Source organism: Streptomyces solicavernae (assembly GCF_029968095.1).
Lineage (GTDB): Bacteria > Actinomycetota > Actinomycetes > Streptomycetales > Streptomycetaceae > Streptomyces > Streptomyces solicavernae.
The window spans coordinates 282,336-300,958 of record NZ_JASCIR010000001.1; the positions used below are offsets into that span (position 1 = coordinate 282,336).

General features: G+C 73.2%; 15 protein-coding genes and 1 pseudogene. 7 read left to right on the plus strand and 9 right to left on the minus strand.

The features are described from left to right. Positions 1-55 precede the first annotated feature (55 nt). Complete coding sequence (murJ, locus tag QIS99_RS01310) at positions 56-2,341, minus strand: murein biosynthesis integral membrane protein MurJ (RefSeq protein WP_282509467.1); 2,286 nt, start codon at positions 2,339-2,341, stop codon at positions 56-58. Positions 2,342-2,389: 48 nt separating this feature from the next. Further along, the gene (locus tag QIS99_RS01315) at positions 2,390-4,906 is read right to left on the minus strand and encodes a DUF6049 family protein (protein WP_282509469.1); all 2,517 of its coding nucleotides are present in this window, start codon (positions 4,904-4,906) and stop codon (positions 2,390-2,392) included. 228 nt (positions 4,907-5,134) lie between these two features. Here QIS99_RS01315 and QIS99_RS01320 point away from each other — a divergent pair, with 228 nt between their 5' ends. From QIS99_RS01320 to QIS99_RS01335, 4 genes are all read left to right on the plus strand, one after another. Next, the gene (locus QIS99_RS01320; RefSeq protein ID WP_282509471.1) at positions 5,135-6,601 is read left to right on the plus strand and encodes a CCA tRNA nucleotidyltransferase; all 1,467 of its coding nucleotides are present in this window, start codon (positions 5,135-5,137) and stop codon (positions 6,599-6,601) included. A 2-nt stretch (positions 6,602-6,603) separates the two neighbouring features. Then, positions 6,604-7,398, plus strand: a complete 795-nt coding sequence (locus QIS99_RS01325; protein ID WP_282509898.1) for a DUF2877 domain-containing protein — start codon at positions 6,604-6,606, stop codon at positions 7,396-7,398. Positions 7,399-7,466: 68 nt separating this feature from the next. Then, on the plus strand, positions 7,467-7,871 hold the full coding sequence (locus QIS99_RS01330) for a DoxX family protein (RefSeq protein WP_282509473.1): 405 nt from the start codon (positions 7,467-7,469) through the stop codon (positions 7,869-7,871). After that, complete coding sequence (locus QIS99_RS01335) at positions 7,868-8,407, plus strand: peroxiredoxin (protein WP_282509475.1); 540 nt, start codon at positions 7,868-7,870, stop codon at positions 8,405-8,407. Before QIS99_RS01330 ends, QIS99_RS01335 begins: the two co-directional genes overlap by 4 nt. Positions 8,408-8,425: 18 nt before the next feature. On the opposite strand, the gene QIS99_RS01340 is transcribed toward QIS99_RS01335, so the two are convergent. The 3 genes from QIS99_RS01340 to QIS99_RS01350 all read right to left on the minus strand — a co-directional run bounded on the left by QIS99_RS01340 (position 8,426) and on the right by QIS99_RS01350 (position 12,253). Beyond that, positions 8,426-8,998 carry a dihydrofolate reductase family protein gene (locus tag QIS99_RS01340; protein ID WP_282509477.1) on the minus strand — a complete coding sequence of 191 codons (573 nt, stop codon included), beginning with the start codon at positions 8,996-8,998 and terminating at the stop codon, positions 8,426-8,428. A gap of 227 nt (positions 8,999-9,225) precedes the next feature. Next, positions 9,226-9,573, minus strand: a complete 348-nt coding sequence (locus QIS99_RS01345) for a DoxX family protein (protein ID WP_282509479.1) — start codon at positions 9,571-9,573, stop codon at positions 9,226-9,228. A gap of 292 nt (positions 9,574-9,865) precedes the next feature. Further along, positions 9,866-12,253, minus strand: a complete 2,388-nt coding sequence (locus QIS99_RS01350; protein ID WP_282509481.1) for a glycoside hydrolase family 3 N-terminal domain-containing protein — start codon at positions 12,251-12,253, stop codon at positions 9,866-9,868. Between the two features lie 283 nt (positions 12,254-12,536). On the opposite strand from QIS99_RS01350, the gene QIS99_RS01355 reads away from it, so the two are divergent. After that, positions 12,537-12,956 (plus strand): ATP-binding protein, encoded by a 420-nt coding sequence (locus QIS99_RS01355; RefSeq protein WP_282509483.1) that lies wholly within the window; start codon positions 12,537-12,539, stop codon positions 12,954-12,956. 37 nt (positions 12,957-12,993) lie between these two features. Here the strand turns inward: QIS99_RS01355 and bla are convergent, their stop codons facing one another. Then, on the minus strand, positions 12,994-14,004 hold the full coding sequence (gene bla / locus QIS99_RS01360; protein WP_282509484.1) for a class A beta-lactamase: 1,011 nt from the start codon (positions 14,002-14,004) through the stop codon (positions 12,994-12,996). Between the two features lie 212 nt (positions 14,005-14,216). On the opposite strand from bla, the pseudogene QIS99_RS01365 reads away from it, so the two are divergent. Continuing rightward, positions 14,217-14,411: pseudogene (locus QIS99_RS01365) on the plus strand (serine hydrolase); the annotation flags it as partial. A 40-nt stretch (positions 14,412-14,451) separates the two neighbouring features. Here QIS99_RS01365 and QIS99_RS01370 read toward each other — a convergent pair. Then, on the minus strand, positions 14,452-15,366 hold the full coding sequence (locus QIS99_RS01370) for a class I SAM-dependent methyltransferase (RefSeq protein WP_282509485.1): 915 nt from the start codon (positions 15,364-15,366) through the stop codon (positions 14,452-14,454). Positions 15,367-15,428: 62 nt separating this feature from the next. Here QIS99_RS01370 and QIS99_RS01375 point away from each other — a divergent pair, with 62 nt between their 5' ends. Then, a complete protein-coding gene (locus QIS99_RS01375; protein WP_282509486.1) occupies positions 15,429-16,055 on the plus strand; it encodes a TetR/AcrR family transcriptional regulator in 627 nt (208 codons plus the stop codon). Positions 16,056-16,134: 79 nt separating this feature from the next. Here QIS99_RS01375 and QIS99_RS01380 read toward each other — a convergent pair whose 3' ends face one another. Together QIS99_RS01380 and QIS99_RS01385 are read right to left on the minus strand one after the other, a co-directional pair. Continuing rightward, on the minus strand, positions 16,135-16,566 hold the full coding sequence (locus QIS99_RS01380; RefSeq protein ID WP_282509487.1) for a VOC family protein: 432 nt from the start codon (positions 16,564-16,566) through the stop codon (positions 16,135-16,137). A 281-nt stretch (positions 16,567-16,847) separates the two neighbouring features. Continuing rightward, positions 16,848-18,539, minus strand: a complete 1,692-nt coding sequence (locus tag QIS99_RS01385) for an FAD-dependent oxidoreductase (protein ID WP_282509488.1) — start codon at positions 18,537-18,539, stop codon at positions 16,848-16,850. Between the last annotated feature and the right edge of the window lie 84 nt (positions 18,540-18,623).

The following is an 18,623-nucleotide window of genomic DNA, read 5'->3' on the forward strand; positions in this document are numbered from 1 at the left end:
CCACGACACGCGATGGCCGGGGATGGTTGTGCGGAACCTGAGGGAAAGCGTCGGATCAGCGGCCGAGCCGACCCCGGACCATGCCGACGAGCGCGTTCAGCTCCTGGATGCGCATGCGGCGGGCGGCCAGGAAGAAGACCCCGAACAGCACCACGGCACCGCCGAAGAGCGCGGCCAGCGAGCCGCCGACACCCTGGCCCAGGCCCTGAGTGATCGCGTACGCGGCCCCACCAGCGGCGAGTGTGGCCGGGACCGAGGCGATGCCGAGGCGGGCGTAGGTGCGCAGCACGTGCGAGCCGTCCAGGTCGCCGCCGAGGCGGGCGCGCAGCCTCCGCCAGGCGACGCCCACGCCGATCGCGTACGCGATGCCGTACGAGGCGGCCATGCCCACGACCGCCCAGCGGGCCGGCAGCACGAAGAAGCAGAGGGCGGAGGCCCCGGCGTTGACCACCGCGACGATGACGGTGTTGTAGAAGGGCGTGCGGGTGTCTTCGTACGCGTAGAAGGCGCGCAGAACGACGTACTGGACGGAGTACGGGATCAGGCCGAGGCCGAAGGCCATCAGCATGTACCCCATGTTCGTGGCTTCGGCGGTGCCCGAGGAGCCGAAGATCATCGTGCACATCGGGATGCCGAGGGCCACGAAGCCGAAGGCGATCGGGACGATCGCGACGGACGTGGTGCGCAGGCCCTGCGAGATGTCGTCGCGCACCGCGCCGGTGTCGTTCTCGTGCGCGGAGCGGGAGAGCCGCGGCAGCAGCGCGGCCATCAGGGAGACCGTGATGATGGCCTGCGGCAGACCCCAGATCAGCTGGGCGTTGGCGTACGCGGCGAAGCCGGTGCCGTCGACGGCGGAGTCCTTGCCGGCCGCGGTGGACAGCTGGGTCACGACGAGCGCGCCGGCCTGGTTGGCGAGCACGAACAGCATCGTCCACTTGGCGAGCATCGCCGCCTTGCCGAGGCCGTGGCCCTTCCAGTCGAACCGCGGCCGCAGCCGGAAGCCGGTCTCCCGCAGGTACGGGATCATCGCCAGCGCCTGGACGACCAGGCCCAGGAGCACACCGATGCCGAGGAGCCGCTCGCCCTCCGGCGGGATCGTGCCGACCTCCATGCCGGAGGTCGCGGCCGAGCCGTACACCCAGATGAACAGGCCGAGCGTGACGATGATGACGATGTTGTTCAGGACCGGGGTCCACATCATCGCGCCGAACTTCCCGCGGGCGTTGAGGATCTGGCCCATCACGACGTGGATGCCCATGAAGAAGATCGAGGGCAGGAAGTAGCGGACGAACGTGACGCCGACCTCGTTGGCGGCCGGATCGTCGGCGACCGAGGTGGACAGCGCCCGGATCAGCAGCGGGGCCGCGACGATCGCGAGGACGGTGAGCGCCCCGAGGGCGACCATGACGAGGGTCAGCAGACGGTTGGCGTAGGCCTCACCGCCGTCCTCGTCCTCCTTCATGGCCCGCACCAGCTGCGGGACGAAGACCGAGTTGAGACCGCCGCCCACCGTGAGGATGTAGATCATCGTGGGCAGCTGGTAGGCGACCTGGAAGGTGTCGCCGAGCAGGCCGACGCCGAGCGCCGAGACGATCAGCGCGGACCGGATGAAACCGGTGAGCCGCGACACCATCGTGCCCGCCGCCATCACCGCGCTCGACTTCAGCAGGCCCGCGGCCTTGCCGGACTTCTTCGGCGCTGCGGCGGGGGCGGGGGCGGGGGCAGGGACAGGGGCCGCGGGTTCAGGGGCGCTCGACGGCGCGCCCGGAACCGGCGGCGCCGCCGGGGCGGGCACCGCGGGCGGGGTCTCGCCCTGAGCGTGGGAGCCGCCGGGCTGCTGCTCGCGGAAACCCGCCTGGTGATCGGGGTGATCCGGCCGCTGCTCGCGGTAACCCGGCTGCTGGTCCCGGAACAGGTGAGCGAACGCGTCCGGCTCGTGGCGCTCCTCGGCGGCCCGGCTGACCAGGTCGTCGACGCCGACGAACTGCGTGGTGCGGATGTCGTCGCCGTACGGCAGATGACGGGACGGGCCGTCCGGCTCCGGGGCCGGGGTCTGCGCCCAGACCTGCGGGTCGGGGGCGTTCTGCGGCGGGTGGGGCCGGTCGTACAGGGACTGCGGGTCCGCGTACGTGCCCGGGGGCGGCGGCGGGTGCGAGGCGCGGTCGTAGAGGGCCTCGGTCACCGGGTCCTGGGCGGAGAGGTCCTGCGCGCGGTACGGGTCCTGGGCGTAGGCGTCCTCGACGTACATGTCCGGCGTGGGCGGCTGCGGGGGTACGTGCCCGCCCGCGGGTTCGCCGCCGCCCGCGCCCTGGCCGCGGTCACCGTCGTACGGCGCATTCATGCTTACCCCACCTCATCGGTCCCGCGGCCCCAGTGGCCACGTCATCGCTCAACGGTCCACTCTCTCACCCGTGCCGGACGGGTCGGTGTTTTCCGGTGCGGTGTCCGGTGCCGGGTCACTCGGCTGCTCGGGGCCGGACGGGCGGGGCTCGGGGCTGTCGGACGCGCCGGGCTCGGGGCTGTCGCCGCCGTCGTCCTGACCGCCGCCGTCGTCCTGACCGCCGCCGGTCCCGCCGGTCCCGCTGGTCCCGCCGTTCTCGCCGTCGTCGCCCTGGCCCTCGCCGTTCTCCGCCTCGGCCTCGGCCTCCTCCTCGGCCTCCGCCTCCTCCTCGGCCTCGGCGCGGCGGGCGGCGGCCTTGCGCTGGGTGTACATGCGGAAGCCGGCGAGGACGAGCAGCAGGAGGCCGCCCGCGAGGACCAGCATCACGGTCAGGGTGATCTCGGTGACGTCGACGTCGAAGCGGATCTGCTTGCCGTACGGCGTGCCGTCCTCGGTGTAGAGCTGGGCGACGACCGGGACCGGGCCGTTGGCGTTGGCCGTGGTGGTGAACTTCACGGTCTGGCTGTGGCCGCCGGAGACCTTGATCGGCTGTTCCTCGTACGGGCCCGGCTCCTCGCCGATCTTGAGTCGGGTCGGCTTGGTGGAGGTGAGGCGGAGCGTCAGGTTCTCGGCGCCCTGGACCAGGTTGTTCTGGACGGTGATCGGGATGGTCGCCTCGCGGCCGGAGAGCTTCGCCTCGGTCTTCTCGATCAGCTGGACCTGGCCGGTGAGCGTCGTGAGGTAGCGCTGCACGCTGTTGCGGTACGTCTCCGCTTCGTGCGGTCGGCCGCGCCAGGACGTGGACAGCTCGCGGTCCATGGCCCGGCCGAACGGCGTGACCACCCGGTCCGGTTCGCTGAGGATCACCTTGAAGCGGTTGAGGGTCTCCTGCGTGGTGCGGACCGACTCGAAGGCCGCCTTCGGCAGCTCCTGCTTGCGCAGGCTCGCGGGGTACGAGCCGACGCCCGGCACCTTCGTCGTGGCCTTCGGGTCGGGCTTGGCCTGGGCGGCGGCGATCAGGTCGTCCGGCTCGGTCCAGCTCTCCGAGCCGAGGGCGTCCAGGGCCCTGGCCATCGTCTGGGCCTGGCTGGCGGTGGGCATGCGCTGCGGGGCTACGACGACGCTGCGCTGCTTGTCCGGGGCCTGCAGCGTGATCATCTGGCTCTGGGCCAGGAACTCCTGCACCGCGAGCGTGGAGTCCTCTGCGCGCGTCATGTCGCCCTGGAACGCGGTCGACAGTCCGGCGTCCGCGACCACGGCCGTCGTGCCGCCGCCGATCGGGCGGGCCGCGGTCGGGGTGTACGGCAGGCTGCCCGTCTCGCGGAGGCTGTCGCTGCGGGCGATCACCGAGTGTGCGCCGGCCGAGGTGGCGACGTCCACGACGGACGGGTCGACCGCGCCCTCGGCGGGCCAGGCGAAGTCCGTGCTCGGTTCGACGTGCAGGACGGACTTCACGGTTTTGGCGGCGACGTCCGTGGCGGGCTTCAGATGGCTCAGCGAACCGCCGACCGTCTTGCCCTGGTGCGCGAGTGAGGCCAGGTCCGGGTCGGCGAACGGCAGCGCGACGACCTTCTTGCCCTTGACGGCCTGCTGCAGCTCGTTGAGCCACTGCTTGGCCAGGGCGCGGTTCTTGGCCGAGCCCGGGATCGGGTTGCCGCCCTCCGGGTTCTCGATGCTGTAGCCCTTGGTGACCATCGCGTCGAGGGAGGCGAGCAGGTCCGGGTCGATGACCCAGGTCACCGGCAGGTTCTTGCCGAGCGACAGCATCTGCTCCAGGCGGCCGCCGGGGGCGACCTCCTCGGCGAGCTGGTCGTCGGCGAAGACCGGGGTCTGCTGCTCGTCGGAGGCGGTCTCGGCGGTGAGGTGCGAGGTGGAGATCAGCGGCCAGAGGAAGCTGACCTTCGTCTTCTCCTCCGGAGCCTCCGACTGCCAGGGCAGGAAGGTCCGCTCGACGCCGAGCACCTGCGCATACGGCTGGGCGGCACTGCGGCCGGTGAGGGCGACGCCCAGCTGGTAGACGCCGTCGGCGGAGAGGTCGAGCTCCTCGACCGGGACGGAGAGCTGGAACTCCTGGGAGACGCCGGGGGCGAGCTTGTCGAACTCGGCGGTGTACTTGCCGTCCTTGCCGGCGACCTCGCGGCCGAGCGGCCCTTGCAGCGAGTCGGACCGCTTGGTCACGTTGTCGATGGCGGAGCGGTTGTGCAGGGTCGGGCCGACGCGGAGGCCGACATGGGCGTCCGTGACGGTCCGGCGGCCCTCGTTGGTGATCGTGCCGGAGACCGTGACGGTGTCGTCGTCCGTGGGCGCGCTCGGCGACATGCCGTCCACGGAGACGTCGACGGAGCCGGTGGAGGAAGGAGCCGCCGGGGCCGAGGGGGCCGCGGGCGCGGCGCCCGCCGGGGCGGCGGCCGGGAGCTGCAGCAGACCGGCGAGCAGCGGCGTCCCCGCGAGGAGGGCCGCCGTACGCCGGATCCACCGGCGGGCAGGTGAGGGAGTCATCCCCTGGAAGTCTGCCGCCTCGGCCACGCGCTCGCCCGTCCCTCGTCGTAGTCGTCAGTGGTCGTCCGCATGTGCGTCCCCGCGTTGCGGGTCCCCGCATGTGCGTCCCCGCGTTTGCGTCCCCGCATGGTAACGAGGCGCGCTGTGCCTGAGTGCCGGGGTGCGTGCGGAACGGGGCGGCCGTGCTGGGAGGCCGGGGCGGGCCGACGGAAACGGGGAAGCTGCCGCAGCTCAGGCCCCGTACCCTCTTCTGTTGTGCCGAACGCCAATGAAGACAACTCCAGTGCCCTCAGCCAGGTGCAGCGCCGCGCGGTGAGCGAGCTGCTGCGCGTGTCCCCCGTCGCCGACGAGCTCGCCGAACGCTTCCGCGCGGCCGGGTTCTCGCTCGCCCTCGTCGGCGGCTCGGTGCGGGACGCGCTGCTCGGCCGGCTCGGCAACGACCTGGACTTCACGACCGATGCCCGCCCCGAGGACGTACTGAAGATCGTCCGGCCCTGGGCGGACGCGGTGTGGGAGGTCGGGATCGCCTTCGGCACGGTGGGCTGCCAGAAGCGGGCACGCGTCGGAGAGGACGGCCAGGAGTTCCAGATCGAGGTCACGACGTACCGCTCCGAGGCGTACGACCGCACCTCGCGCAAGCCCGAGGTGTCCTACGGCGACTCCATCGAGCAGGACCTGGTGCGCCGGGACTTCACCGTCAACGCGATGGCCGTGGCCCTGCCCGAGAAGGAGTTCATCGACCCGCACGGCGGCCTCGACGACCTCGCCGCGCGCGTGCTGCGCACGCCGAGCACGCCCCAGGAGTCCTTCTCGGACGACCCGCTGCGGATGATGCGGGCCGCCAGGTTCGCCGCGCAGCTGGACTTCGAGGTGGCACCCGAGGTGGTCGCGGCGATGAACGCCATGGCGGACCGTCTGGAGATCGTCTCGGCCGAACGCGTCCGGGACGAGCTCAACAAGCTGGTGCTCTCCGCGTACCCGCGCAAGGGCCTCACCCTGCTCGTCGACACCGGCCTCGCCGACCACGTCCTGCCGGAGCTGCCCGCGCTGCGCCTGGAGAGCGACGAGCACCACCGGCACAAGGACGTCTACGAGCACTCTCTGATCGTTCTGGAGCAGGCCATCGCCCTGGAGGAGGGGGAGCCGGACCTCACCCTGCGGATCGCGGCGCTCCTTCACGACATCGGCAAGCCGAGGACGCGGCGCTTCGAGAAGGACGGCCGGGTCTCCTTCCACCACCACGAGGTGGTCGGCGCCAAGATGACGAAGAAGCGCATGACGGCGCTCAAGTACTCGAACGAGCTCGTGAAGGACGTCTCGCGTCTCGTCGAGCTGCACCTGCGCTTCCACGGGTACGGCACGGGCGAGTGGACGGATTCCGCGGTACGGCGTTACGTACGCGACGCGGGCCCGCAGCTGACCCGGCTGCACAAGCTCACCCGCTCCGACTGCACGACGCGCAACAAGCGCAAGGCGAGCGCGCTCTCGCGGGCGTACGACGGGCTGGAGGAGCGGATCGCGCGGCTGCAGGAGCAGGAGGAGCTGGACGCCATCCGCCCGGCCCTCGACGGCAACGAGATCATGGAGATCCTGGGTGTCGGACCGGGCCCGGTGATCGGCCAGGCGTACAAGTTCCTGCTCGAACTGCGCCTGGAGAACGGGCCGATGGAGCGGGACGCGGCCGTGTCGGCGCTCAAGGAGTGGTGGGCGACGCAGGGCTGAGCGTGCCGCCGGGCAGGGCAGGGCAGAGCCGGGCAGGGCCGAACCGGGCCTGGGGGGGGGGGGGGGGGGGGGGGGGGGCGGGCCCGCCCCCCCCCCCCACCCGGCGGGGCGGGGGGGGGGCCGGGCGCGCCGCGGGCCCAGAGGGCGGGGGGGGGGGGGGGGGGGGGGGGGGGGGGGGGGGGGGGGGGGGGCGGCGGGGGGGGGGCGCGCCGGGGGGGGGGGGGGGGCGCGCCGCCCCCCCCCCCCCCCCCCCCCCCCCCCCGCCCGGACCGGCTCTGGCCACCCTGGCCCGTCTCACGCCGCCGCGCCCGCTCCCGCCGGAGGTCAGGCCCGCGGCCACCGCCCTGACGCGCGCCCTGCCGGACGCTCCGTCACCGGTCGTACGCTCGGCTGCGACCGCCCTCCTCGGCCTCGGCCCCGGCCTCACTCCGTCCGGCGACGACTTCCTCTGCGGCCTGCTCCTCGCCGCCCACACGGCCCGCCAACCACCCTCCTGGCTGGCCGAGTTGGTCTCCCTGGCGGCGCACGCCGGGTCCCGTACGCCGCTCGTCTCGGCGGCCCTCCTCCGCCATGCGGCCGCCGGGCACTGCATCGACCAGGCGGCGCGCGTCCTCCACGCCGCCGCCACCGGCGCCGACCTCGCTCCCCCGGTCACCGCCCTGCTCGCCGTCGGCCACAGTTCGGGCGGCGACCTGCTGCAGGGGCTGTGCGCAGGGGCCGGGGTGCTGAGCGGTGCGGGCGTGCCCGTGACCGGTCCTGCGGGCCTGCCGTCGACGGCTACCTATACGCTCCAGTAACATCGCGGCGCGGCGGCACTCTGCGCATCCCGTCCCGCCCCGCCGTTCCCCCTGCCTCGGAGGCCCCTGTGCGTACGCCCCGAACTCCCGGAAGAACCGGAACGTCCCGTTCCCCGCTGCTCCTGGCGGGTCTGCTCGCCGGTGCGGGCGCCGTGCACTTCGCCGCGCCGAAGGCGTTCGACGCCCTCGTGCCGCGGGCGCTGCCCGGTTCGCCGCGGGCCTGGACGTACGCGAGCGGCGCCGTGGAGCTGGCGCTCGCCGCGGGCGTGGCCGCGCCGCGTACCCGCAGGGTGACCGCGAAGGCGGCCGCCGCGTTCTTCGTCGGGGTGCTGCCCGCCAATCTGCAGATGGCGGTGGACTGGCGGAAGCGCCCGGCGCCGCTGCGGAACATCGCGTACGCGCGCGTGCCGCTGCAGGCGCCGCTGGTCCTGTGGGCGCACAGCGTGGCCCGGTCCGAGGAGGGCGCCGTATGAGCGGAGCGAACGGACAGGACGGACAGGACGGACAGGACGAACAGAGCGAACCGCGCGCACAGGGCGGACGGCGCGGACAGCGGGTCGAAGTCGGCTCGGTGGTCGAGGACTTCACGCTCCCGGACGAGCAGGGGCGGCCCACCTCGCTCTCCGGCCTCCTCGCCGAGGGCCCGGTGGTGCTGTTCTTCTACCCGGCCGCCCTCACGCCCGGCTGCACGGCCGAGGCCTGCCACTTCCGGGACCTGGCGGCCGAGTTCACGGCAGCGGGCGCGCGGCCGGTCGGCATCAGCTCGGACGAGGTGGCACGGCAGCAGGAGTTCGCCGAGAAGCACTCCCTCGGCTTCCCGCTGCTCTCGGACCCGGAGGGCGTCGTACGCGGCCGCTTCGGGGTGGCGCGCGGGCTCGCCGTGCTGCCGACGAAGCGGGCGACGTTCGTCATCGACGCGCAGCGCCGGGTCGTCGAGGTGGTGCGCAGCGAGTTCCGGATGAGCGCGCACGCGGACAGGGCGCTCGCGGCGGTCCGGGCCTTGGCCTGACCGCCGCGGAGCGGCTGGTCAGCGGAGTACGTCGAGGACGTTCAGCTGGATGCCGTTGGCGTACGCCGCGTGCTCGACGAGCTGCAGCTTCTGGGCGTCCTTGTCGGTGTCGCTGAACAGCCGCTTGCCGGCGCCGAGCAGGAACGGGAAGACGAGCAGGTGGTAGCGGTCGATCAGGCCGGCGTCGGAGAGGTTGCGGTTCAAGGTGGCGCTGCCGTGCACGATGATCGGGCCGCCCTCGGTCTCCTTGAGGGCGGCGACGTCGTCGAGTGAGCGCAGGATCGTCGTCTCGGCCCAGTTGGACACCAGCTTGTCCTCGGTGAGGGTGCTGGAGACGACGTACTTCGGCATCACCTTGTAATCGGCGAACTCCTCCATGTCGGGCCACACCGGGCTGAACGCCTCGTAGCTGGCGCGGCCCATCATCAGGGCGGTGGCCTCCTTCTGCTCCCGGCCCTTGATCTCGTACGCCTCCGGCAGGAACTCGATGTCCTTGAAGGTCCACCCGGAGTTGCGGTAGCCGGGCTCGCCGCCCGGGGCCTCCATGACACCGTCGAGCGAGACGAAGGCCGTGCTGATCAGAGTGCGCATTTTCGGATTCCTCGCTGTATCGGCGTATCGGTGCATCGGTCCAGGTTCTCAACGCTTCGGCCGACGCTTCCCTGCCGCTGCCGCGGCCTCGTCGCATCAACCACAGGTATGACCGCGGGTCCCGCCAGAACTCATCGACCCCTCGCGATCATTCTGCACACGCGCGGTGCGGCGTCGTGTGTCAGCGCGCCCAGGACTGGCGCCACACCCCGGCGTGCCCGTACGGCTCAGGCGGCGGCGCCGAGCGCGAGGGCCGCGACCACCGGCGCCGCGTACACCAGCGGGAACGGCACGTGCGCGTACGCGCGGGCCCTGAGCACGGTCACCACGGCCCCGGTGAAGTACAGGACCAGGCAGACCCCGGCGAGCACGCCCACGACCGGCACGAACAGGCCGGCGAGGAGCCCCACGGCCCCGGCCGCCTTCGCCGCGCCCAGCGGGTTCCACCAGGAGCGCGGCACGCCGTACTCGGTCAGGGCCTGCACGACCCAGTCGGCGCGGGTGAGCAGGGCGAAGCCGGAGAAGCCCGCCATCAGGGCGGCGATCACGGTGACGACCACATGTGCGACAGACATCTTTCGATCTCCTCATCAGCCGGACACCGGCGAGGCCGAGGGCCGCCCGGTGCGTTGTCACTTCCCTGACCCGGCGGCGGCAGGGGATGTGACAGCCCGGCCGAAGATTTTTCCCAGCGGCCGTTGTCAGTGGCGGCGGTGATACTGGGCGTCACGGGATCAATACGGTTCACCACGGGGTCAATACGGTTCGTCACGGGGGGAGTTCGGCATGTGTCTGATGCGTACGGGGGCGGCCGCCGCGGTGTCCTGGGGCCGAGGCGCGTCCGGGCCGGCCCTTCGGACAGGATCCCTAGCCGATCGTCAGTGTCGACTTCGTCCTCGTCGTCGAGCTGTTGCCCGCGTACACGTCCACGGGGCCCGGTTCGAGGCGGAGTTCGCCGTCGGGGGCGTTGGTCCAGAAGCCCAGGTCCTGCGCGCCGAGCCGGAAGCGGACGGTCCGGCTCTTGCCCGGTTCCAGGGTGACCCGGCGGAACCCCCGCAGCCGGCGCACGGGCTGGGCGATGCTCGCCGCGAGGTCGTGGACGTACAGCTGCACGACCTCGTCCCCGGCGCGCTTGCCGGTGTTGCGCACGTCCACCGCGACCTCGACGGTGTCGCCCCCGCGCAGCGCGTCCGCAGCGATCACCGTCGTGCTCAGGCGCGGCTCGCCCACCGCGAAGGCGGTGTAGCTCAGCCCGTGCCCGAAGGGGAACTGCGGGCCGGGCGGCAGATCGAGGTACTTGGAGGTGTACTTGTTGTCCGCCGCGTACGGGCGTCCGGTGCTCTCGTGGTTGTAGTGGACGGGGATCTGGCCCACGCTGCGCGGGAACGACACGGGCAGCTTGCCGCCGGGGTTGACCGCGCCGAACAGCACGTCGGCGATCGCGTGGCCCGCCTCGATGCCGGGGTGCCAGGCCTCCAGGACGGCGGGCGCCCGGTCCAGCCAGCCGCCGACCGTCAGTGGGCGCCCGTTGACGAGGACGACGACGAACGGCTTGCCGGTGTCCGCGACGGCGGCGATCAGCCTCTCCTGGGCGCCGGGCAGCCCGATGTCGCTGCGCACGGCGGCCTCGCCGCTGATCGAGGGCGGCTCGCCGACGACGACGATCGTCACCTCGGCCGCCTCCGCCGCCGCGACGGCCTCATCGATGCCCGAGGTGTCCTCGCCGTCCGGATCCACCCCGCGCGCGTACGTCACCTCGGCGCCGCCCGCCGCCGCACGGACCGCGTCGAGCACCTTGCCGGAGCGGAACTTCTCCTGGGCGCGGGGGAAGGTCCAGGTGCCGAGCAGGTCGGCCGAGTCGGCGAAGGGGCCGACGACGGCGATGCCCGCCGCGGCCTTGTCCAGCGGCAGCGTGTTCTCGTCGTTCTTCAGCAGCACCATCGAGCGCGCGGCCGCCGCCCGTGCGGCCGCGCGGCTCCGCCTGCTGGGGGCGGCGACGGCCTGGGACTCCGTCACGTACGGCTGGTCGAACAGGCCGAGGTCCGACTTGAGGCGGAGGATGCGGGTCACCGCGTCGTCGAGGCGTTCCTCCGGGATCCGGCCCTCCTTGAGGAGCTGAATGCCGTGGTCGGCGAGCGTGCTGCTGACCATCTCCATGTCGAGGCCGGCGTTCAGGGCGAGCTGCGCGGCGTCGGCGGCGTCCGCGGCGAAGCCGTGCGCGACCAGCTCGTGCACGCCGTTCCAGTCGCTGACCACCACCCCGTCGAACTCCCACTGTTCCTTCAGGATCTCGGTGAGGGTGTGGGCGTTGCCGTGCGCGGGGACGCCGCTCACGGTGTTGAACGCGGCCATCACCGTGACCGCACCGGCGTCCAACGCGGCCTGGAACGGCGGAAGATAGAGGTTGCGCAGGCGGGACTCGGACACGTCGACGGTGTTGTAGTCCCGGCCGCCCTCGGCGCCCCCGTACGCGGCGAAGTGCTTGGCGCAGGCGGCGAGCCGGTCCGCGGAGGCGAGGCCGCCCGCGTCCTCGCCCTGGTAGCCGCGGACCTTGGCGGCGGCGAACTGTGCGGTGAGGTACGGGTCTTCGCCGCAGCTCTCGGCGATGCGGCCCCAGCGCGGCTCGTGCGTCACGTCCATCATCGGCGAGAACGTCCAGTGCACACCGTTGGAGCGGGCCTCCTGCGCCGAGACCTCGGCGTCCCGCCCGGACACCGCCGGGTCGAAGCTCGCGGCCTGCGCGAGCGGGATCGGGAAGGTGGTCAAGCAGCCGTGGATGACGTCAAGGCCGAAGACGAGCGGGATGCCGAGCCGGGACTCCTCGACGGCGATGCGCTGCAGCCGGTTGCTGTCCTTGGCGCCGAACATGTTGAGGACCGAGCCGAGCCGCCCCGCGCGCGCGGCCGCCGCCACCTTCTTGTTGTCCGGGTTGCCCGGCCCGGTGGCGAACGCCCAGGACAGCTGCTGGAGTTGACCCAGCTTCTCCTCGGTCGTCATGCGCGCGAGGAGTGCAGCGATCCGGTCGTCGTCGCGCCGGGCCGTCCCCGCGCGCCGGGTCCCGCTCACCACGCGGCGGGTCCCGCTCACCGCGCGGCGCCCGGCGAGTTCCGCCGCGGGATTCGGCGCGAGGTTCGGCGCGAGGGTGCCCTGCGCGGCCCGCGCGGTGCCCGGGCCGAGCGCCGCACCGGCGGCCGCGCCCAGGGCGGCGGTGCCGCCGATCGCCGCGAGGACGGAACGCCGTGGTACTCCAGCCATGCGTGCATCCCTTCCACGCCTCCTCCACATCCACACCGTCCCGCCGCGCCACCGGGCATCGGTCAGCGGTCATCGGTCGTCTGGCATCGGGCATCGGGCATCGGGCATCGGGAGGGGTGCAGGGCCTGCCGGGAGGATGTGCGGGTTCGGCGAGGCACCGGTTCGGGGCGGGGCGATGAGGGAAGGAGAGACGGAGACCGTCCGGCCGTCGCCGCCGTCACGGCGCGGGCCACTCGGTGGTCCGTTCCGTGCTCCGGCCGCCCACGGAGAGGGAGTGACCGTCATGCGTGCCCCAGCGCGCAGCCGCCGCACCGCACGCGCCGAGTACCACCTGCCCAGACAGTCCTGTTCCGCCCGCAGGGCACGGCAGCTGACCCGGCTGTTCCTCAGCGGCCGCGGGCCCGCCGGGCCCTGTCGTGCCGATCACGGCAGCGCGCTCCTCGTCGTCTCGGAGCTCGTCACGAACGCGACGCGGTACGGCCAGGGCTCCTGCCGCCTGCGGCTCTCCCTGGACGGCCGGGACCGGCTGGTCGTCGAGGTCCACGACGGCGGTCCCGGCCGCCCGCGCCTCGCGCCGTACTCCCCGACCGCGGAGAGCGGCCGCGGCATCGCGCTGGTGCAGGCCCTGTCGCGCCGCCTCTCCGTCGTACGGGACAGCGAGGGCGGCGGAAAGACGGTGCGCGCGGTACTGCCCTGCGACTGAGGCCGCACGGCCGAGCGCGCAGGGGCCGGGGCCGCGGCTAGGGGAACTCGTCCGCCACCACCGCGGCCGCCTCCGCGACCAGGGCGTCGTCGTGCTCGGCGTTCTCCTCGGCGTGGTTGGTGAGGACCGCGAGGACGAGCGGGGCCGCGTCCGGGCGCCACACCACCGCGATGTCGTTGCGGATGCCGTAGTTGCTGCCCATCCCGCTCTTGTCGCCGACCACCCAGTCCTCCGGCAGCCCGGCCCGGACGAGCTCCGCCCCGGTCACGTTGGTGCGCAGCCACTTCGTCAGCTGGGCGCGGTCGCGCTTGCCGAGGGTGTCGCCGAGTACGTAGGCGCGCAGGTCCTCGGCGAAGGCGCGCGGGGTGGTGGTGTCGCGGTCGCTGTCGGGGTCCCAGACGCTGAGGCCCGGTTCGTCGCGCTCCATGCGGGTCACGTCGTCGCCGAGCTCCGCGAGGAGGCCGTCGAGCGCCTTGGGGCCGCCGAGATCTTCGAGGAGCAGGTTGGCCGCGGTGTTGTCGCTGTACCGGACGGCCGCTTCGCAGAGTTCGCGCAGGGTCAGGCCGGTGTCGACGTGCTTCTCGGTGACCGGGGACGCGTCGACCAGGTCGCTCTTGTCGTAGCGGACCAGGCGTTCCATGCCCCGGTCGTCGTGTTCGCGCAGCACGGCGCCCGCAGCGAGGGCCTTGAAGGTGGAGGCGTACGAGAAACGTTCGCGGTCGTGGTACGTGACCTCCCGGCCGTTGCCGGTGTCGATCGCGTAGACGCCGAGGCGGGCCCCGAACTTCCGCTCCAGCTGCTTGAACTTCCTTGCGGTGGCGTCCTGTTGCCGGACGGCCTCGGTCGATGTCCGGGACGGCGCGGCGGCCGGCTGCCTCTGAGGTGAGCCGCACGCCGCGAGCGGGACGAGGGCGAGCGTGGCGAGTGCGACGCCCGCGCAGCGTGCGATGTACCGGGGGCCGATGCGCTGGGGGCGGATGCGCTGGGGACGGATGCGCTGGGGACGGATACGACAGGGACGGATACGACAGGGACGGATGTGCCGCATGGTGGGTACCTCCTGGTCGGGGCCGCAGTCACCTTCGCGGGCGTACCGTCCTGCGGTCCAATACGTTCGCGGCGCGCGGGCACGGTGTCACCCTCGACCCCGGCGGAGCGGATCGACCTGCTCCACGCCCAGCAGGTGCGGCGCGTGTATTTGGAGACGTTGCGCGTGGGGCGTACGGGCTCGGGGGCGGGGCGTGCGGGCTCCGGACGACGTGGTCGTCGAAGACGGCCACGCTGCTCAATCTGCGGCACGCGATCGGCGTCGTCGAACACGCCGACGGCCAGGCCTTCGCGGTCGCCGTGCTCACCGAGTCCCGCGTCCCGGCGCAGGCGCAGGCGCAGCCGGGGACGGAGGCGCTGATGGCGCAGGTCGCGCGGACCTTGCAGGATCACCTGCGGCAGCTTTAGGCCGTTTCCTTCGGATCAGGCCGGGTCCGAAGGCGACTGCCTAGCCCCCGATGCCCCGCCGGGCGCGGCGCGTTGCTGTCACCGTGAGTGTCGCGTAGGCGGCCGTGAACCTCCCGCCCAGCGCGTCGATCGCGGCGCCGACCTCGGTGAGGATCTGTTGGACCTGCTCGGGTGCGAGGCGGGTCAGGGCGCCGTGGGTGGGGAGCTGGTCCAGCCAGGCGTCGCGGGTGTAGGTGTGCTGCCAGTCGTGGCGCCACCGCTCGGGGGCGTCGAAGTCGCCGGTGGCGCGGATGCCGTCGGCGGCGGCGTCGAGGAGGAGCTGGTAGCCGTCGGCCGCGCGGGACGTGGGGTCGCCGAGGCGGAACGGGGAGTCGGGTGCCACGCGCAGGCAGGCGGCGGCCAGGGCGCGGGTCACCTCGGGCGGCAGCTCCGGGACGTTCCAGAACACGGCGAGGCGGCCGCCCGGAAGCAGCGCGCGGGCCGCGACGGTCGCGGCAGCGGCGGCGTCCAGCCAGTGCCAGGTCTGCCCGGAGACGACGGCGTCGAAGCGGCGGCCCGCCGGGTCCCAGGACTCGAAGTCGGCCACCTCGACGTCCACGCCCGCGCCGCGCGCCAGGCCGGCCATGCGCGGGTCCACCTCGACGCCGACCACGCGGCAGCCGACGTCCCTGAACTGACGGGCGACGATGCCCGTGCCGCACCCGACGTCGAGCACCAGCGGGCCGCCCGACCCGGAGGCGGTCCCTGTCGGAGTCGAGGTCGGCGTCGGAGTCGAAGTCGAGGTCGGAGTCGGAGTCGGAGTCGGCGCGGCGAGGCGGTCGACAAGGGGCTGGGGGTAGCGGGGGCGGCTGCGGTCGTAGCGGGCCGCGTCCGTACCGAAGGAGCGGGCGGTCTGCCGGAGCCGGCGGGCATCGGGCGCGGGGCGGCCAGGAGGCCCCGGAGATAGAGTGGGCATGCGCCCACTGTAGTGGGCGCATGCCCACTCACCAAGGCCGAGCAGGGAGAGAGGTCCATACGGTGCCGACGGGGATCGCGATCCGCGACGTACGCGAGCAGCTTTTCGACGCGGCCGAGCGGGTGCTGCTGCGGGACGGGCCGAACGCGCTGACCAGCAGGGCCGTCACCACGGAGGCGGACTGCGCGAAGGGGGTGCTGCACCGGCACTTCGAGGACTTCGACGCGTTCCTCGCGGAGCTCGTCCGCGACCGTATCCGGCGCCTGGAGGGGCGGGCCGAGGCGCTGCTCGGGGCGGCCGGGACGGGCACGGTAGCCGGCAACGTCGCCGAGGAGCTGACGGAGCTGTTCGGCTCGGTGGCGGTGGCGATGGTCGGCCTCGTCACGTCGCGCGACGGGCTGCGGGCGCGGCTGCGCCGGACCACGCCCACAGGTGTTCCGCTCCTCACCGAGGCGACGGCGATGTTCGCCTCGTACCTTGCCGCCGAGCGCGACCTCGGCCGGGTGCCGGCCGACGCCGATGTGGACATGCTCGCCCCGATGCTGGTCGGGACGGGGCACCTGCTCCACGCCGACCGGCACGGCACGCCGCCGGAGGCGGCCGCGGTGCGGAAGGTCGTGGCCGGGATCGTGCCGGTGCGAGCCCAGTCCGACGACGGTTACGGGTGTGCGGTGCTGCCCGGTCCCTGATTGCTCTCCTGCCTGAGGCCGACCGCGGTGAGTTGCGCCGGACGGTGCCCGGAATCTGCGAGCGTCGCGCCCTACTCGCTCAGGGCCGCACGTAAGGCCGCGTCATGATCTCCATGTTGTGGCCGTCGGGGTCGTCGAAGTACGCGCCGCGGCCGCCGAACAGCCGGTTGATCCGGCCCGGTTCGGTGTGGCCCGGGTCGGCGTAGTACGTGACGCCGACGGCTTCGAGGCGGGCGATCATGCCGTCGAACTGCGTGTCCGGCACGAGGAAGGCGTAGTGCTGGGACTGGACGGGCTCGTCGGTCTTCTCGTAGTAGTCGAGCGTGACGCCGTTGCCCAGGTCGACGGGCAGGAACGGCCCGAACGGCGCGCCGACCTCCAGGCCGAGGATCGCGGCGAGGAAGTCGGCCGAGAGCCGCCGGTCCGTGGCGAAGACGGCCGTGTGATTCAACTGGGCGATGGTGGTGGGGAGTTCGGTCCCTGCGGTGGGCCGCGTGGGGTGGGTCGACATGGTGAGGTTCCTCCGGGTCTGGATTCCGTACGTAGGACAGGAAACGGGAGACGCGGAGAACAGGGGCGGGGCTCTGGCCCGCCTCGCGCTCAAGCCGAGGCCGGGAACCCAACTCGTACGTGGCACATGGCCGACCCGGCAGTCACGTGCGCGACTCTAGCCCCGCGCCCGGGCCGGGGGCAACGGGATTCCCACTCCCCCACCCCCGACGCCCCCGACAACGGCCCATCGGCCCAGCGGCCCATCGGCCCATCGGCCCATCGGCCCATCGGCCCACCACCTCAGCGCGTCAGCGTCCAGCGGCTGCTCCGGGCCGCCGAGACCAGCTCCGCGACCGTGGTCAGCTTGGCGCGGGGGCGGCCGTCGCGGCGGCCGCGGGCGATCTCCGCGCGGTCGATCGCCGCCTGCCCGCGGGCGTCCACGAGGCGGCGGTTGCGGCTGCGGGCGAGGCGCTGGAACGCCCGCGCGGTGCCGGTCGGCGCGGGCAGCGCACCGGCCACGGCGTCGGCGAGCAGCGTGCCGACGGTCTCGGCGGCGCAGGTGCGGTTGGCGCCGATACCGCCGGACGGGCCGCGCTTGATCCACCCCACGACGTACGTACCCGGCCGGTCCCGCACCCGCCCGCGCTGGTGCGGGACGGTGCCGGTGGCCGCGTCGAAGGGCAGCCCGGCAACGGCGACGCCGCGGTACCCGATGGCGCGCAGCAGCAGCCCGGCGGCGATCTCCCGCTCCCCGTCGGCCTGTTGGCCTTCGGGGGCGGATCCTGTCACGCGTACGCCGGACACGGCACCCCCGCCCGTCGCCGCGACCGGCACCGAGTGGAACCGCAGGACGATGCGGCGGCCGGCGGCGGGCGCGACGGTCCAGTCCGTGGTGCGGCGGGCGACGTCGGCGAGCAGGGCCGCCTTGTCCTGCGGTCCCGCCGCCGCGACGGCCTCGCCGGTACGGGGATCCTCGTCGTCGACGACGAGTTCCACGCCGGGCAGATGCTTGAGGGCGAGCAGCTCGGACCTGGTGTACGCGGCGTCCTCGGGGCCGCGCCGCCCGAGGAGCACCACCTCGCGGACCTTGCTCGCGCGCAGGGCGGCCAGGGCGTGGTCGGCGATGTCGGTACGGGCCAGCTCGTCCGGGTCGGCGACAAGGATCCGGGCGACGTCCAGGGCGACGTTGCCGTTGCCGACGACGACCACGCGCTCGGCCGACAGGTCGACGGCGTCCGGCGCCAGGTCGGGGTGGCCGTTGTACCAGGAGACGAACGTGGCCGCGGCGATGCTGCCCGTCAACTCCTCTCCGGGGATGCCGAGTTGACGGTCGGCGGAGGCGCCCACCGCGTAGATCACGGCGTCGTGGTGGGCGGCGATCTCCTCGGCGGTGACCTCGCGGCCCACCTCGATGCCGAGCGCCATGCGGACCCGCGGGTGGTCGTGGAACCGTGCGAAGGTCTCGGCGACCTTCTTGGTGCGGGGGTGGTCCGGCGCCACCCCGTAGCGCACGAGCCCGCCCGCGACGGGCAGCCGGTCGACCAGCGTGACCTCGGCGTTGGTGTGCAGGAGCAGGTCCTCGGCCGCGTACATCCCGGCCGGGCCGGTGCCGACGACGGCTACGCGGATCGGCCCGAAGTCGGACGGCAGGCTGCGCTCGAAGACCGGCTCGCCCCAGGCGTGGAAGTTGGGGCCCGCGACGGCCGGTTCGGGCTCGCCGGGCGCGCGGTCCTCGTGGTGCGCGGCGTAGTACGCGGCGTTGATCTCCGCGTACTGCCGCTGCGACGGGGCGAGGCCGTCCACCGGGAAGATCGCGTCCACCGGGCAGGCGTCGGCGCAGGCGCCGCAGTCGATGCAGGCCTTCGGGTCGATGTGCAGCATCTCGGTGCTGCCGAAGGCCCGCTCTTCCGGGGTGGGGTGAATGCAGTTGACCGGGCACACGGCGACGCAGGTGGCGTCGCTGCAGCAAGTCTGGGTGATGGCGTAGGTCATCTGGTCGCTCGAATCCGTATCGGTCAGCTCGGTGGTACGGGTCGTCCGGGATCGGTCCTGCGGTCGTTCGGCCCTTCAGCCTTT